This is a genomic window from Streptomyces sp. NPDC006733, from assembly GCF_040636125.1.
Lineage (GTDB): Bacteria > Actinomycetota > Actinomycetes > Streptomycetales > Streptomycetaceae > Actinacidiphila.
On the sequence record NZ_JBEYJD010000058.1, the window covers coordinates 21,873 to 35,666 of the forward strand.

Here is a 13,794-nt window from a genome sequence, read left to right on the forward strand (position 1 = left end):
CGACAGCGGCCCCGTCCGCGACCACACCGCGGCACCCGCCCTCAACGTCCCATTGTGCTTGATGAGCAGTCTGCCCGCGTCGCGGCGAACGATGGCACCCCTGCGACCCCTGCCTCCGGGTGGCCCTCGCCGACGAAGTCCTGGCGTGTGGCGCGGGAAGGCGGGATGCTGGGCTAGCCTGCCAAGGGCACGGCAACATTTGTCATGCGGCAACGAAGAGCAAGTACCTCGGCGCACCCGCTCGGCATGCGGTGACGGCGTGATGGCGGGATGAGGACGGGCGTGGGCGACGTGGTGGACGTGGGTGCGCGGGTGCAGCCGCAGCGCGGCCGCACCGAGGGTGCGCGCGGCCGTGCGGACGACCCGTCACGGGACCGCGCCGCGGACTCCACCGGCCGCGGCGGCCCGCCGGCCGAGCCCGCGCTGCGCCGGCTGCTCACGGGCCTGACCGCGGTCCGCGACGGCGACTTCGGCACCCGGCTGCCCGGCGACACGGAGCTGCTCGGCGAGCTCGCCGCCGCCTTCAACGGCATGGTCGACCAGGTGGCGGTGTGCACCGCCGAGGTGACCCGGGTGGCCCGCGAGGTCGGCGGCGACGGCCGGCTCGGCGGCCGGGCGGTCGTGCCGGGCGCCTGCGGCACCTGGAAGGTCCTCACCGACTCCGTGAACGCCATGGCGGGCAACCTCACCACCCAGGTCCGCTCGATCGCCCAGGTCTCGACGGCGGTCGCCGAGGGCGACCTGTCGCAGCGGATCGGCGTCGAGGCGCGGGGCGAGGTCGCCGACCTCAAGGACAACATCAACGCGATGGTGGAGTCGCTGCGCGCGACGGCCCGGGCCGGCCAGGAGCAGGACTGGCTCACCTCGAACCTCGCCCGCCTCTCCGGCCTGATGCAGGGCCGCCGGGACCTGGACGCCGTCGCCGAACTGATCATGGATGAGCTGACGCCGCTCGTCGCCGCGCAGTACGGAGCGTTCTACCTCGCGCACGACACCCCCGACGGCGTCGAGCTGCGGCTGATCGGCTCCTACGGCCGTCCCACCGGTACAGGCACCGGCGGCAGCGACGGGCCGGTCCGCTTCCGGCTCGGTGAGTCCCTCGTCGGCCAGGCGGCCCGCAGCCGCCGCACCATCGCCCTGGACGACATCCCGGCCGGGTACGTGATCTCCTCCGGGCTCGGCCACACCCCGCCCGCCAACCTGATCGTGCTGCCGATCCTCGCCGAGGACCGGGTGCTGGGCGTCATCGAGCTCGCCTCGGTGTACCGCTTCACACCGATCCAGCGCGCCCTCCTCGACCGGCTGATGGAGACCGTCGGCGCGAACGTCCACGCCATCGCCGCCAACGCCCGCACCGACGCGCTGCTGGGCGAGTCGCAGCGGCTGGCCGCCGAGCTCCAGGCGCGCTCCGGTGAGCTGCAGGTCCGGCAGGAGGAGCTGCAGCGCTCCAACGCCGAGCTGGAGGAGAAGGCGGCCCTGCTGGCCGTGCAGAACCGGGACATCGAGACCAAGAACCGGGAGATCGGGCAGGCGCGCCGGGAGCTGGAGGAGCGCGCCCAGCAGCTCGCGCTCGCCTCCCGGTACAAGTCCGAGTTCCTCGCCAACATGAGCCATGAGCTGCGCACCCCGCTCAACAGCCTGCTGGTGCTGGCCCAGCTGCTCGCCCAGAACCCGCACCAGAACCTCACGCCCAAGCAGGTCGAGTACGCCGGCGTGATCCACTCCGCCGGGTCCGACCTGCTGCAGCTGATCAACGACATCCTGGACCTGTCCCGGGTCGAGGCGGGCCAGCTGGACATCGCCCCCGAGTGGGTGCCGCTGCGCGGGCTCGTGGAGTGGGCGGAGTCCACCTTCCGGCCGCAGGCCACGCAGAAGGGCCTGGAGTTCCGCGTCGAGGTGGCGCCCGGTACGCCCACGGAGGTGCTCACCGACGACGCCCGACTGCGCCAGGTGCTGGGCAACCTGCTGTCCAACGCCGTGAAGTTCACCGAGGCGGGCGAGGTCGCGCTGCGCGTCCACCCGGCCCCGCCCGAGGAGGCCTCGGCGGGGGCGGCCTCCCAGGGGCCCGTGCTGGCCCTGGAGGTCCGCGACACCGGCATCGGGATCGCGGAGCAGCAGCTCGAAGCGGTCTTCGGCGCGTTCCAGCAGGCCGACGGCACCACCAGCCGCCGCTACGGCGGCACCGGCCTGGGGCTGTCGATCAGCCGGGAGATCGCCCAGCTGCTCGGGGGCTCCATCCAGGCGTCCAGCGTCCGCGGCGAGGGCAGCGTCTTCACGTTCCGGCTGCCCGTCGCCCACCCCGGCGCACCCGGACAGCGTCCGGCGGCGGCCGGTGACGCGGCGGCGGACCCGCTCGTGCTGTCCTCCCCGGCACCGGACCGGAACGGGCACCCCGGCCGCCGGCACCCGGAGCCGGGTCCGGATCCGGTGGAGCGGGCGTCCGAGCCGCGCCGGCTGCTCATCATCGAGGACCGGCCGCGCGGGCTGCTCTCGCTCGTCGCCGAGAGCGTCGTCGCCGAACTCGACCACGGCCGGGGTCCGGCCGACCCGCGCGGCCGGGTGCGGGTGCGCAGCGCCGCGGGGACGGCGGAGGTCGCGGAGGCGCTCACCGCCGAGCCGTACGACTGCGTGGTGCTGGGACTCGACGCGAACGGGGAGTCCGGTCTGCGCTCGCTCGACGCGCTCCTGGACGACCCGGCGCTGCGCGGGGTCCCGGTCCTCGTCCACCCGACGCGGCGGCTGGACCCGGCGCGGCAGCGGGACATCGCCGAGCGGGCCCGCCACCGCCCGCTGCAGGTGCTCTCCGGGCTCGACGAGCTGCGCGAGCGTATCGCCCGGCACCTGCTGTCGCACCGGCCGCGGGGGAGCGCCGGCGGGGCCGCCGAGGGGCTCGACGGGCGGACGATCCTGGTCATCGACGACGACATCCGCAACGTCTTCGCGCTGACGGCCATGCTCGAACAGCACGGCGTCCGGGTCCTGCACGCGGAGAACGGCCGCGAGGGCATCAACGCGCTCGACCTGAACCCGGATGTCGACCTGATCCTGATGGACGTGATGATGCCGGAGATGGACGGGTACGCGGCCACGGCCGCGATCCGGGCGATGCCCCGCCACGCCGAGCTGCCGATCATCGCGGTGACGGCCAAGGCGATGGACGGGGACCGGGAGAAGAGCCTGGCCTGCGGCGCCGACGACCACGTCACCAAACCGGTGGACTCCGCCCAGCTGATCTCCTGTATCCGGCGCCGGCTGCGGTAGGCCCCCCCGAGCCGCCGCCCCCGGCGGCCGTCCCCCGCGCCCCCGGGTCGGGCGCCCGGCACCGGGCCCCGGCCCCGAACCACCGTGAACCGACCCGAACCGACCCGCCGTGCCGACCCGAACCGCACTCCAGCGCCCCGCACCACCTGATGAGACCCGAAGGAATCCCGTCTGTGAACGAGCCCGCCCCCGACCCCGCCCCGGACACGGACCGGCCGCTGCCGCGCGAGCCGCTCGCGGAGCTTGTCACGGGCGGGCTCGGGGTGGAACGGCTGGCGGCGGTCGTGGCGCGGCTGCGCCGCGAACTCGACGCGCACGAGCGGGCCGCCGCGACCCGGGGACTGCTCGACGTGGCGAAGGGCATCCTCGTCGAGCGCGGCGTGGGCGGACCCGCCGGAGCCGCCCGGCAGCTGGAGGAGCTCGCCGACCGGGCCGGGCTGCCTGCCGCCGAGCTGGCCGCCGACATCGTCAACGAAGCGGCACGCGACATGCTGGCGCGCGCCGTGCCGGCCCCGGAAGGGGATGCGGACGGGACCGCGCCCCCCGAGGCCGTCCGGCTGCGGATGGCGGAGGCCGGCGCGCTCAGCGGCACCGACGCGCCGGCGGTCGCGCGGTCGCTGCTGGTCCACGCGCTGCGGCCGCTGGGCGCCACCGCCGTGGCGGTCTGGCAGGCCGACCAGGACGGGTCGCTCACCCTCGCCGGCAGCGCGGGATTCCCCGCGGCGGAGGCCGTCCGCTGGCGGTACGTGCCGCCCCGCGTCGGGGTGCTGGCCCAGCAGGCGCTGCTGTCGGGGCGGACGCTGTGGCACGGCGCGCCGCCCGCCTCGGCCGTGTCCATCGGCCTGTCCGGTACCGGGGACGGCGCCCGCGCACTGATCCCCGCCCGGCGGACCAACCGCACGGTCGGCGTCCTGGAGGTGTGCTGGCCGGAGCCGGGCGAGCCGCTGTCGCGCGCGGTGCACCGCCAGTTGGCCGGCCTCGCCGAACTGTGCGCGCACACCCTGGACGGGGCCGGCTCCGCCGTACCGGACGCCGCCGACCCGCTCGCGGCCGGCGCCGACCCGCTCGGCGCCCTCGCCGAAGGCCTGCTGGACCGCGCCATGGTCCTGCGGCCCCTGGTGGACGACCAGGGCCGGATCGGCGACTTCCGCATCACGTACACCAACGAGCTCTGCGCGGACTTCGCCGGCCGCCCGCGTGCCGACGTCACCGGACGGTCGCTGCTGGAGGTCTATCCGCTGGCGGCCGCGCCGGGCGGGCTGTTCGAGCGGGCGCTGCGGACACACACCACCGGCGAGCCGTTCCGCACCGAGCGGATGGTCCTGCCGGCCACCGCCGGTGGTGCGCTGCCGCAGGCGACCGCGGACCTGGGCATCGGCCGGTACGGCGACTGCCTGCTGGTGAGCTGGCGCACCCACGACAGCGCGACGCGCCTGGCGGCCCTGGTCGAACACACCCAGCGGCTGGGCCGGATCGGCGGCTTCGAGGAGACCCCGGCCATCGGCGAGGTCATCTGGAACAGCCAGCTGTTCGACCTCTACGGGCTGCCGCCGGACTCCGCGCCGATCCCGCTGGAGCGCCTGCAGCACCACGCCCACCCCGACGACGCCGACGTCATCGGACGGTTCCTGCGGGAGGTGCTGCACCGGCGCAGGCCCGCGTCGACCGCCTTCCGCCTGCTGCGGCCCGATGGGGTGGTCCGCTACATCCGGGCCGTCGCGGAGCCGGTGCCCGGTCCGGCGGGCGGCCCGATGACCGTGCACGGCGCCTACCAGGACGTCTCCTCGCAGCACTGGACGGAGGTCGCGCTGGCGGCCACCCGGGACCGGCTCGCCGACTCCGAGCAGCGCGCCGACGAAGGCGACGAGCTGGCCCTGCAGTTGCAGCGCGCCATCATGCCGGCGGCCCCCGCCCCCATCGAGGTGTCGGGGCTGCAGGTCGCGGTCCGCTACCGGCCGGCGGAGAAGCGGCACCTGGTCGGCGGTGACTGGTACGACGTCGTGGTGCTGCCGAGCAAGCAGGTCCTGCTGGTGGTCGGCGACATCGCGGGGCACGGCATCGACGCCGCCACCGGCATGGTCGTACTGCGCAACGCGCTGCGCGGCCTCGCCGCGACCGGCGCGGGACCGGGCCGGATGCTGGGCTGGCTCAACACCGTCGCCCACCGGCTCACCGAGCACGTCACCGCCACCGTGGTCTGCGGACTGTACGACCCGGCGACCCGGGTGGTCCGCTGGGCCCGCGCCGGGCACCCGCCGCCGGTCCTGGTCCGCGGCGAGCGCTCCACGGTGCTGCCGCTGCCCGCCGGCATCCTGCTCGGCGCCGTGGCGGAGGCGCGGTACGCGGAGGAGACCGTCCTGCTGGCGCCGGGGGACACTCTGCTGCTGTACACCGACGGGCTGCTGGAGCGCCGGGACCGGACCGTCAACCAGTCGCTGGAGCAGCTGCTGCGCGACGCCGGGCCGCCCACCGGCGACCTGGAGAAGGACCTGGACCGGCTGCTCACCCACAGCAACTCCGACACCGATGACGACACCTGCGTCATCGGCTTCCGGCCGCGGTGAGCCGCCCGTGCGCCGCGGGAGGCCGCTACGCGATGTGTGCGGCGGCGGAGTGCCCCGGCGCCGCGGACCCTTCGGCAGCGGCGGCGTGCTGGAAGGCGCGCAGCCCGCTGAGCAGGGCCGCCCGCGCGGACGGCGGCATCAGGACCAGCACCTGCGACAGCTGCTCGCGGCGCCGGGCCCGCAACTCCTCCAGGAACTTCGCCCCGCGCCCGCTCAGCCGCAGCCGGACCTCGCGGCGGCTCTCCGGATTGGGGTCGCGCTCCAGGTATCCGACGGCCTGCAGCCGGTCGCAGAGCCTGCTGACGGACGGCGGGGTCGAGCCCAGCGCCTCCGACAGGTTGCGGAGGTTGATGTCCTCATTGTCCGCGAGGATGAACAGCACCCGCAGCTGCGATGCCGAGACCGGTGCCGCGGAATCGTCCCGTCCGCGGCCCCACAGCACCTCGAGCAGCTCGGTGATGTCCGAGGCGGCGCCTGCCGCCTCCTCGAGGTGAGTTGCGGATCGGGAGGAGTGCATAGCCTTCACCTTCGCATTGTCAGACCCCGACTGTCAGCTTTCCGGCACCCGCCGGTGAGTACCGCCCCATCGATCGAAGGCATGGCCGGCCACCGATGAACGTTCCCCAGGAGTGCGAACGCGCGCTGCGCGCCGCGACCTCTCCCGCCCTGCTCGACGTCCTGCGGCCGATCCTGGCCCGCAGTCACGACGCCCTGGGCGCCGACCTGCTGATGGCCGACTACAGCCTGGGCTACCTGCAGGCGATGACGGTTCCGCCGCACGGTACCCCGGCACTGCCGGTGCACGGATCGGGCGCCGGGCGGGCCTTCGGCTCGCAGGAACCGCACGTCGAGCGGCGCGGCGGCAACAGCGTCCTGCACCTGCCGGTCACCGCGCGCGGGGACCGGCTCGGCGTGCTGAGCGTCACGTTCGCGCAGCCGCCGGCCCAGGACGCCGTCGCGGAGCTGCTGGAGATCGCCGTGCTGCTCGCCCACGAGGTGGTGGTCGCCGAGCGCGACACCGACCTGTACGTCCAGGCGCGCCGGCTGGACCGGCTCACCCTCGCGGCCGAGATGCAGTGGCAGCTGCTGCCCGCCCGCTCCTGCCTCCGGCCCGAGTTCGCGCTCGGCGCGCAACTGGAGCCCGCGTACGACACGTTCGGGGACAACTTCGACTGGTCCTCCTCGCCCGACGCGCTGCTCCTGTCGATCACCAACGGGATGGGCGACGGCATCGACGCGGCCCTGCTCACCAGCCTGGGCGTGGGCGCGCTGCGCAACGCCCGCCGGGCCGGACTCGGCCTGGCCGACCAGGCCGCGCTCGCCGACCAGGCGCTGTACGGCCAGCACCGCGGCGAGCAGCATCTGGAGTGCCTGCTGCTGCGCTTCGAGCTGGCCACCGGCCGGGTGGAGGTCATCGAGGCGGGCTCCCCGCTGACGTTCCTGCTGCGTGACGGAGCGGTGCTGCCGCTGCCGTTCGACGCCCAGCTCCCGCTGGGCATGTTCGACGGTACCGACTACGTGCCCGAGTCGTTCCAGGTGCTGCCGGGCGACCGGCTGCTGTTCGTCAGCGACGGGGTGCACGCGGTCCCCGGTGCGGGCGGCGAGACGTACGGCGAGCGGGCGCTGGGCCGCGCGCTGCTGGCCACCCGGCTGCTGCCCGCGGCCGATGTGCCGCGGGCCGTACTCGAGGCGCTCACCGCGCACCGCGGCTCGTCCCAGGGTGACGACGACGCGCTGGTCGTATGCCTGGACTGGTTCGGCGCGCCCGCCTGACCCGCCGGGCCGTCAGGTGGCCGGGGTGGACGTCTTGGGCGTGGACGGCTTCGCGGCCGACAGCGGGGTGGCGATGTCCTCCAGGGAGCGTCCCTCCGCCGGCACCGCCAGGAAGGCGGCGACGATCCCGGCCACCGTCATCAGCGCGGCGCCGATGCAGAACGCCAGAACGGTGTCGTCGACCACCCCGGACTCGGTGAGCTTGGCGAACACCAGCGGGCCGGTGATGCCACCCGCGGCCGTGCCGATCGCGTAGAAGAACGCGATGGCCATCGCCCGGGTCTCCATCGGGAAGATCTCGGAGACGGTGAGGTAGGCGCTGCTGGCCCCGGTGGAGGCGAAGAACAGCACCACGCACCAGCACGCCGTCAGGGTGTTGGCCGTCAGGTTGCCGTTGCCGAACAGCCACGCGGTGCCGAACAGCAGCAGCCCGCTGCCGATGTAGGTGCCCGCGATCATGGGGCGCCGGCCCCAGGTGTCGAAGAGCCGGCCCAGCAGCAGCGGACCCATCAGGTTGCCCGCCGCGATCACCGCGAAGTAGTAGCCGGTGTGGCCGGTGGGGACGTCGTAGAACGTGGTGAGGATCGCGCCGAAGCCGAAGGTGATCGCGTTGTAGAGGAACGCCTGGCCCACGAAGAGCGCCAGGCCCAGCGTGGCGCGCTTGGGGTAGTCGCGGAAGACCGTCTTCGCGATGAGGCCGAAGCCGATCGAGGCGCGCTGGTGGATGGTGATCTCACCGGCGGGCTCCGGCAGGTCGCGGCCCTTCTCCTGCTTGATCTGCTCCTCGGCGGACGCCACCAGCCGGTCCGCCTCCTCACCCCGGCCGTGGATGAACATCCAGCGCGGGGACTCCGGCACGTGCCGCCGCACCACCAGGATGATCAGACCCAGCACCACGCCCAGGGCGAAGGTGAGCCGCCAGCCCACGTCGATGGCGAAGATGTCCGTGTCGAGCATGAGCACCGACAGCAGGGAGCCGGCGATGGCCCCCAGCCAGAAGCTGCCGTTGATGATCAGGTCGACCCGGCCGCGGAACTTGGACGGGATCAGCTCGTCGATGGCCGAGTTGATCGCCGCGTACTCGCCGCCGATGCCCAGCCCGGTCAGGAACCGGAAGGTGAAGAACCACCAGGAGTTGAAGGACAGCGCGGTCATCGCGGTGGCCGCGAGGTAGACGGCCAGCGTGATCAGGAACAGCTTCTTGCGGCCGTACCGGTCGGTGAGCCAGCCGAAGAACAGCGCGCCCACGCACGCCCCGGCCACGTACAGGGCGGCGGCCAGACCGGTCACCTGCGAGGAGGTGATGTCCAGTCCGCTGCCCGGCTCGGAGAGCCGGCCGGCGATGTTGCCGACGACCGTGACCTCGAGGCCGTCGAGGATCCACACCGTGCCCAGACCGATCACGATGGTCCAGTGCCAGCGCGACCACGGCAGGCGGTCCAGGCGGGCCGGCACCGCGGTGGTGATCGTGCCGGTCTCCGACGGGTCGCCGCCGGGTCTGTCGGAGCCGTGCGACCGGCTCGGGGTGTCTGACAGCGACATGGGGACGCCTCCTCGGCGATCAGGAACGCGCGGCCAGGGGAGCGGTATGCTCGCGGATCTGCTCCGGTGTCAGATACGCGTCGGTGTACTCGAAGTCCCGCAACCGGGCGGGCCGCCGGGCCAGGAAGCCGATGCGCACGAAGTCGTCGCCGGCGGTGGCGTTGAGCACCCAGTTCGTCACCACGCGCACCTTGGCGACATTGGTCCGCAGCGCCATCAGGTGGTAGCCGCGCGCCACGGCCTGCGCCGGGAGGCCGGAGAGGTTGATGCCCAGCGGCTTGGAGACCGCGTCGGTGCCGCCCAGGTCGACGACGAGCCCGAGGTCCTTGTGGACGTAGGGACGGGTCTCCTGGCCGCGCAGGACCGCGACGACGTTGTCCGCGACCGCCTTGCCCTGGCGCTGGGAGTGCTGCGCGGTCGGCGCGCAGATCTGGCCGTCGCCGCGGGCCAGGTCGGGAACGGCGGCGGCGTCGCCCAGCGCGAAGACGCCGTCCAGGCCGGGGACCTCCATCGACGCGTCCACCACGAGGCGCCCCTTGACGGTCTCCGTGCCCAGGGTCCCCATCAGCGGGCTGGCGGCGACACCGGCCGTCCAGACCAGCGTGCGGCAGGGCAGCTCCCGGCCGTCGGTCAGGGTGACGCTCTCCGGGGCGGCCTTGGCGACCGAGACGCCCAGCGAGACCTCGACGCCGCGGTGGCGCAGCATGGTCATGGCCTTGCGGCCCAGCTCGTCGCCGAGTTCCGGCATGAGCTTGGGGGCGATGTCGATCAGGTGCCACTTGATCAGCGACGGGTCCAGGCGCGGGTAGCGCTTGAGCGCCCCGGTGGTGAGCCGCTGCAGGCAGGCGGCCGTCTCCGTGCCGGCGTAGCCGCCGCCCACCACCACGAACTGCAGCCGCGCCTCCTGCTCCGCGCGGTCCGTGCTGTTCGCGGCGAGGTCGAGCTGCGCGATGACGTGGTCACGCAGGTACGCGGCCTCGGCCAGCGTCTTCATCCCGCGGGCGTTCTCCTCCAGGCCCGGGATGTCGAAGCTGCGGGTGACGCTGCCGGGTGCGAGGACCAGGTAGTCGTACGGGACGTTGACGGTCTCGTCGGTCGTCTTGCGGACCACGCAGACCTTGGCCTGCGGGTCGATGCCGATCGCCCCGCCGGGGATGACGGACGTGCGCCGCAGGATCCGGCGCAGCGAGACGGCCACCGACTGCGGCGTCAGGACCCCGGAGGCGACCTGGGGCAGCAGGGGCAGGTACAGCGAGTACCCGAAGGGGGTGATCAGCGAGATCTGCGCCTCGTCGGGCCCCAGCAGGCGCTCCAGCCGGCGCGCGCACTCCAGCCCCGCGAACCCGCCTCCCACTACGACGATCCGGGGTCGGTCCATGTCCACAGCCTCCGTTGTCCGTTACGCGGTCGGCGACGCGGTGACGATCGCGACAGCGCGACGCCGTGCGGGCCCGGCCCGGTCACCGGCCGGTCGGACGGTGTGAACGGGCTCCATGGTTCCGGCTAACCCGCGATCCGGTACGGAAAACATCCCGTCACCCGTTTGATCACGACGTGCGGCGCAGGCGTAGCGGCAGGGGGAGGGGGCAGTCGGACCTCAGCCGGGACGCGGGGTCCGGACCGGGTATGGCGTTCGGACCCGTCGATGCGGTGAAGTGACACCTGCGGTGGACCGCGGGTGAAGGAGAAGGGGGCATCGCTGTGCCGAAGACAGCGAAAGTCGTGTACAAGCCGATAGGCCTGGTCGTCGGTATGGCGGGCGGCGCCGTGGCCGGGCTGATCTTCCGGAAGGTGTGGGACCGGGTCGGACCCGGGGACGCCCCGGAACCGCTCGAGAGCGACCACACATGGGGCGAGGTGCTGGCCGCGGCAGCCATCGAGGGCGTGATCTTCTCGGTGGTCCGCGCGGCCGTGCAGCGGGGCGGGGCCGTCGGCTGGCGCCGTGTCACCGGCACCTGGCCGGGCGACTAGCAGGAGCGCCGTTGCGGCGCGGCAGTGAGAATGCCGGTGGGACCCGCGGATCGCGGGTCCCACCGGCGTTCTCGTCGCTGCCTAGGAAGACACGACCTAGCGGCGCTTGCCGCCGCGCTTGAACAGCACCACCGCCAGCACGGCCAGCGCCGCCGCGCCGACGGCCACCGGCACGGGGTTGCGCCGGCCGGTGTCGGCGGCCTGGACGGCGACCGACTTGACCTGCTCGGGCGTCCGGTCCTGCACGATGTGGGCGGCCTGGGCCGCCTTGTCCCGTGCCTCGGCCGTGACCTGGGCCGCCTTGCCGCGGGCCTCGGCCGTGACGTGCGCGGCCTTCTCCCGGGCGTCGGCCGTGACCGCGGCCGCCTTGTCCGTCACGTGGGCCGCCTTGTCGCGCGCCTCCGCCGTCACCTCGGCGGACTTCCGGCCGACCTGGTCCTTCACCCGGGCGGCCTTGTCCTGCGCCCGCCCCTTGATGTCGGCCTTGGCGGCCAGGGCCTCGACGGTGTCGCCGAGTTCCTCCCGCGTCTGCTCGATCTGCTCCCGGAGCTCGTCCTTGCTCGCGGCGGCACCGGGCTCGTTGGCCTCGGGGATGCTCGTCATCGGTGTGCCCTTCCCTTGATCTCTTCCACGTCTGCCTTCACGCTGTCGATGGCCGCTTCGGGGGCCGGCGGAACGGCGCGCGCCACCTGCTTCTTCCCCAGCAGCGCCAGGACGGCCGCGATCACGAACAGGACGCCCGTGACGATGGCGGCCGCCGCCCATACCGAGACGGCCAGAGCCAGCAGCGCGATCGCGGTGGCCACCAGGGCCTGCAGTCCGATCACCGCGATCAGCGCGGCCCCGCCCAGCAACCCGCCGCCGAGCCCGGCCCGCTTGCCCTTCTCCGCCAGCTCGGCCCGCGCCAGCCGCATTTCCCCGCGGACCAGCTCGGACAGCTGCTCCGACGCCCGTTTGACCAGTTCACCCACAGAACTGTCGGGTTCACCGGTGCGGGCGTGGTTCTCAGGCAGGGTCATGGGGGGTTGCCTCTCGTTGGCGCGCGTCGTCGGCTGGCCGCTGGCTCTACTGTCCGCCTGACCTGCTGGAAACCTGGTAAACCCGGTTTCACGGAATGTCGTGACGACGACGGGCGACGATGACGCGCGACGGCGGCCCCCAAATGCTGCGGCCGCTACCCCCGGTACGTCTCCAGCAGGCGCAGCCAGACCTCGCTGATGGTCGGGTAGGCGGGGACGGCGTGCCACAGGCGGTCGACGGGGATCTCGCCGGCGATGGCCATGGTGGCCGACTGCAGCAGCTCGCTGACGCCGGGGCCGGCGAAGGTGGCGCCGATGAGGTGGCCGCGGTCCAGGTCGATGACGATACGGGCCTGACCGCGGTAGTCGTCCTGGTAGAGGGAGGCGCCGGCGACCTGGCCGAGGTCGTGGTCGATGACGCGGACCCGGCGCCCGGCACGTTCGGCCTCCTGGGCCGTCAGGCCGACGGAGGCGATCTCCGGTTCGGTGAAGACCACCTGCGGGACGGCCGCCACGTCGGCGGTCGCCGCGTGCGGGCCCCACGGCGAGCTGTCCAGCGGCCGGCCGGCCGCGAGGTCGCCGATGGCGGCGCCCGCGATCCGGGCCTGGTACTTGCCCTGGTGGGTCAGCAGCGCCCGGTGGTTGACGTCGCCGACCGCGTACAGCCAGCCGCCGTCGACGCCGGTGACCCGGCAGGAGTCGTCGACCTCCAGCCACGAGCCGTCGGTGAGCCCGATGGTGTGCAGGCCGAGGGCGTCGGTGCGCGGTGCGCGGCCGGTGGCGAACAGGACCTCGTCCGCCTCGATCTCCTCCCCGCCGTGCAGGACCACGGTCACCGGCCCGGACGGCGACGGCCGGCGCACGGCCGCCACGTCGACGCCGGTGCGGACGACGGCTCCCGCGTCGGTCAGGGACGTCGCGACGGACTCGCCGACGAACGGCTCCATCTTCGGCAGCAGGTGCGAGCCGCGCACCAGCAGGGTGACCTCCGACCCCAGCGCCCGCCAGGCCGTCGCCATCTCGACGCCGACCACACCGCCGCCCACCACGACCAGCCGGCCCGGCACGGCCGGCGACGACGTGGCCTCCCGGCTCGTCCAGGGGCGGACCTCGTCGAGGCCGGGCAGTTCGGGCAGGACGGCGCGGCTGCCGGTGCAGACCGCGACCGCGTGACGGGCGGTCAGTACACGCTCCGTGCCGCCGGGGGTGCGGACCACGACCCTGCGCGGCCCGTCGAGCCGGCCCTCGCCGCGCACCAGGTCGACGTCGACGGATTCCAGCCAGGCGGCCTGGCCGTCGTCCTTCCAGTGCGAGGCGAAGTCGTCGCGCCGGGCCAGCACCGCGGCGGCGTCCAGGGTGCCGCCGCCCACCGCCTCGCGGGAGCCGGCGACGCCGAGGGCGCCCGCCAGCGCGGCCACCGGGCGCAGCAGCGCCTTGCTGGGCATGCAGGCCCAGTAGGAGCATTCGCCGCCGATGAGTTCGCTCTCCACGACGACGGTGGTGAGGCCGGCGGCCCGGGTGCGGTCCGCGAGGTTCTCTCCCACGGGTCCCGCGCCGATGACGACGACGTCGTACTCCGTGGGCTCGGACGACTGGGGGGAAGGGCTCATGACAGGACCTGTCTGCAGGGGGTGGGCGTCCGGCTGCCATCTTCGCCGAACGGC

Annotated in this window: 9 protein-coding genes and 1 pseudogene; 4 read left to right on the forward strand and 6 right to left on the reverse strand. The window is 73.9% G+C overall.

Annotated elements, in window-relative coordinates; translation table 11 throughout:
- Positions 1-309: 309 nt before the first annotated feature.
- Positions 310-3,261, forward strand: a pseudogene (locus ABZ721_RS35515) (response regulator); the annotation flags it as partial.
- 173 nt (positions 3,262-3,434) lie between these two features.
- A complete protein-coding gene (locus tag ABZ721_RS35520; RefSeq protein ID WP_358792911.1) occupies positions 3,435-5,825 on the forward strand; it encodes a SpoIIE family protein phosphatase in 2,391 nt (796 codons plus the stop codon).
- Positions 5,826-5,850: 25 nt separating this feature from the next.
- On the opposite strand, the gene ABZ721_RS35525 is transcribed toward ABZ721_RS35520, so the two are convergent.
- The gene (locus tag ABZ721_RS35525) at positions 5,851-6,342 is read right to left on the reverse strand and encodes a MarR family transcriptional regulator (RefSeq protein WP_358792912.1); all 492 of its coding nucleotides are present in this window, start codon (positions 6,340-6,342) and stop codon (positions 5,851-5,853) included.
- Between the two features lie 95 nt (positions 6,343-6,437).
- Between ABZ721_RS35525 and ABZ721_RS35530 the strand changes: the two genes are divergently transcribed.
- Positions 6,438-7,598, forward strand: a complete 1,161-nt coding sequence (locus ABZ721_RS35530) for a PP2C family protein-serine/threonine phosphatase (protein ID WP_358792913.1) — start codon at positions 6,438-6,440, stop codon at positions 7,596-7,598.
- A 12-nt stretch (positions 7,599-7,610) separates the two neighbouring features.
- On the opposite strand, the gene ABZ721_RS35535 is transcribed toward ABZ721_RS35530, so the two are convergent.
- Together ABZ721_RS35535 and ABZ721_RS35540 are read right to left on the reverse strand one after the other, a co-directional pair.
- A complete protein-coding gene (locus tag ABZ721_RS35535; protein ID WP_358792914.1) occupies positions 7,611-9,140 on the reverse strand; it encodes an MFS transporter in 1,530 nt (509 codons plus the stop codon).
- A gap of 19 nt (positions 9,141-9,159) precedes the next feature.
- Positions 9,160-10,518: an NAD(P)/FAD-dependent oxidoreductase gene (locus ABZ721_RS35540; protein WP_358792915.1), complete on the reverse strand. Its 1,359-nt coding sequence runs from the start codon at positions 10,516-10,518 to the stop codon at positions 9,160-9,162.
- A 323-nt stretch (positions 10,519-10,841) separates the two neighbouring features.
- On the opposite strand from ABZ721_RS35540, the gene ABZ721_RS35545 reads away from it, so the two are divergent.
- Entirely contained in the window at positions 10,842-11,111 is a 270-nt protein-coding gene (locus ABZ721_RS35545) for a DUF4235 domain-containing protein (RefSeq protein ID WP_358792916.1), read from the forward strand.
- Between the two features lie 96 nt (positions 11,112-11,207).
- Here ABZ721_RS35545 and ABZ721_RS35550 read toward each other — a convergent pair whose 3' ends face one another.
- From ABZ721_RS35550 to ABZ721_RS35560, 3 genes are all read right to left on the reverse strand, one after another.
- Positions 11,208-11,714, reverse strand: coding sequence for a DUF3618 domain-containing protein (locus ABZ721_RS35550; protein ID WP_358792917.1), 507 nt, complete (start codon positions 11,712-11,714; stop codon positions 11,208-11,210).
- Entirely contained in the window at positions 11,711-12,130 is a 420-nt protein-coding gene (locus ABZ721_RS35555) for a phage holin family protein (RefSeq protein ID WP_358792918.1), read from the reverse strand. The genes ABZ721_RS35550 and ABZ721_RS35555 overlap by 4 nt, the downstream gene beginning before the upstream one ends.
- A gap of 155 nt (positions 12,131-12,285) precedes the next feature.
- On the reverse strand, positions 12,286-13,740 hold the full coding sequence (locus ABZ721_RS35560) for an NAD(P)/FAD-dependent oxidoreductase (RefSeq protein WP_358792919.1): 1,455 nt from the start codon (positions 13,738-13,740) through the stop codon (positions 12,286-12,288).
- Positions 13,741-13,794: the final 54 nt, after the last annotated feature.

Coding starts and splice junctions, on each gene's coding strand:
- ABZ721_RS35540 (WP_358792915.1), bottom strand. CDS start 10,518: ATGGACCGACCCCGGATCGTCGTAGTGGGAGGCGGGTTCGCGGGGCTG.
- ABZ721_RS35550 (WP_358792917.1), bottom strand. CDS start 11,714: ATGACGAGCATCCCCGAGGCCAACGAGCCCGGTGCCGCCGCGAGCAAG.
- ABZ721_RS35555 (WP_358792918.1), bottom strand. CDS start 12,130: ATGACCCTGCCTGAGAACCACGCCCGCACCGGTGAACCCGACAGTTCT.
- ABZ721_RS35530 (WP_358792913.1), top strand. CDS start 6,438: ATGAACGTTCCCCAGGAGTGCGAACGCGCGCTGCGCGCCGCGACCTCT.
- ABZ721_RS35560 (WP_358792919.1), bottom strand. CDS start 13,740: ATGAGCCCTTCCCCCCAGTCGTCCGAGCCCACGGAGTACGACGTCGTC.
- ABZ721_RS35535 (WP_358792914.1), bottom strand. CDS start 9,140: ATGTCGCTGTCAGACACCCCGAGCCGGTCGCACGGCTCCGACAGACCC.
- ABZ721_RS35525 (WP_358792912.1), bottom strand. CDS start 6,342: ATGCACTCCTCCCGATCCGCAACTCACCTCGAGGAGGCGGCAGGCGCC.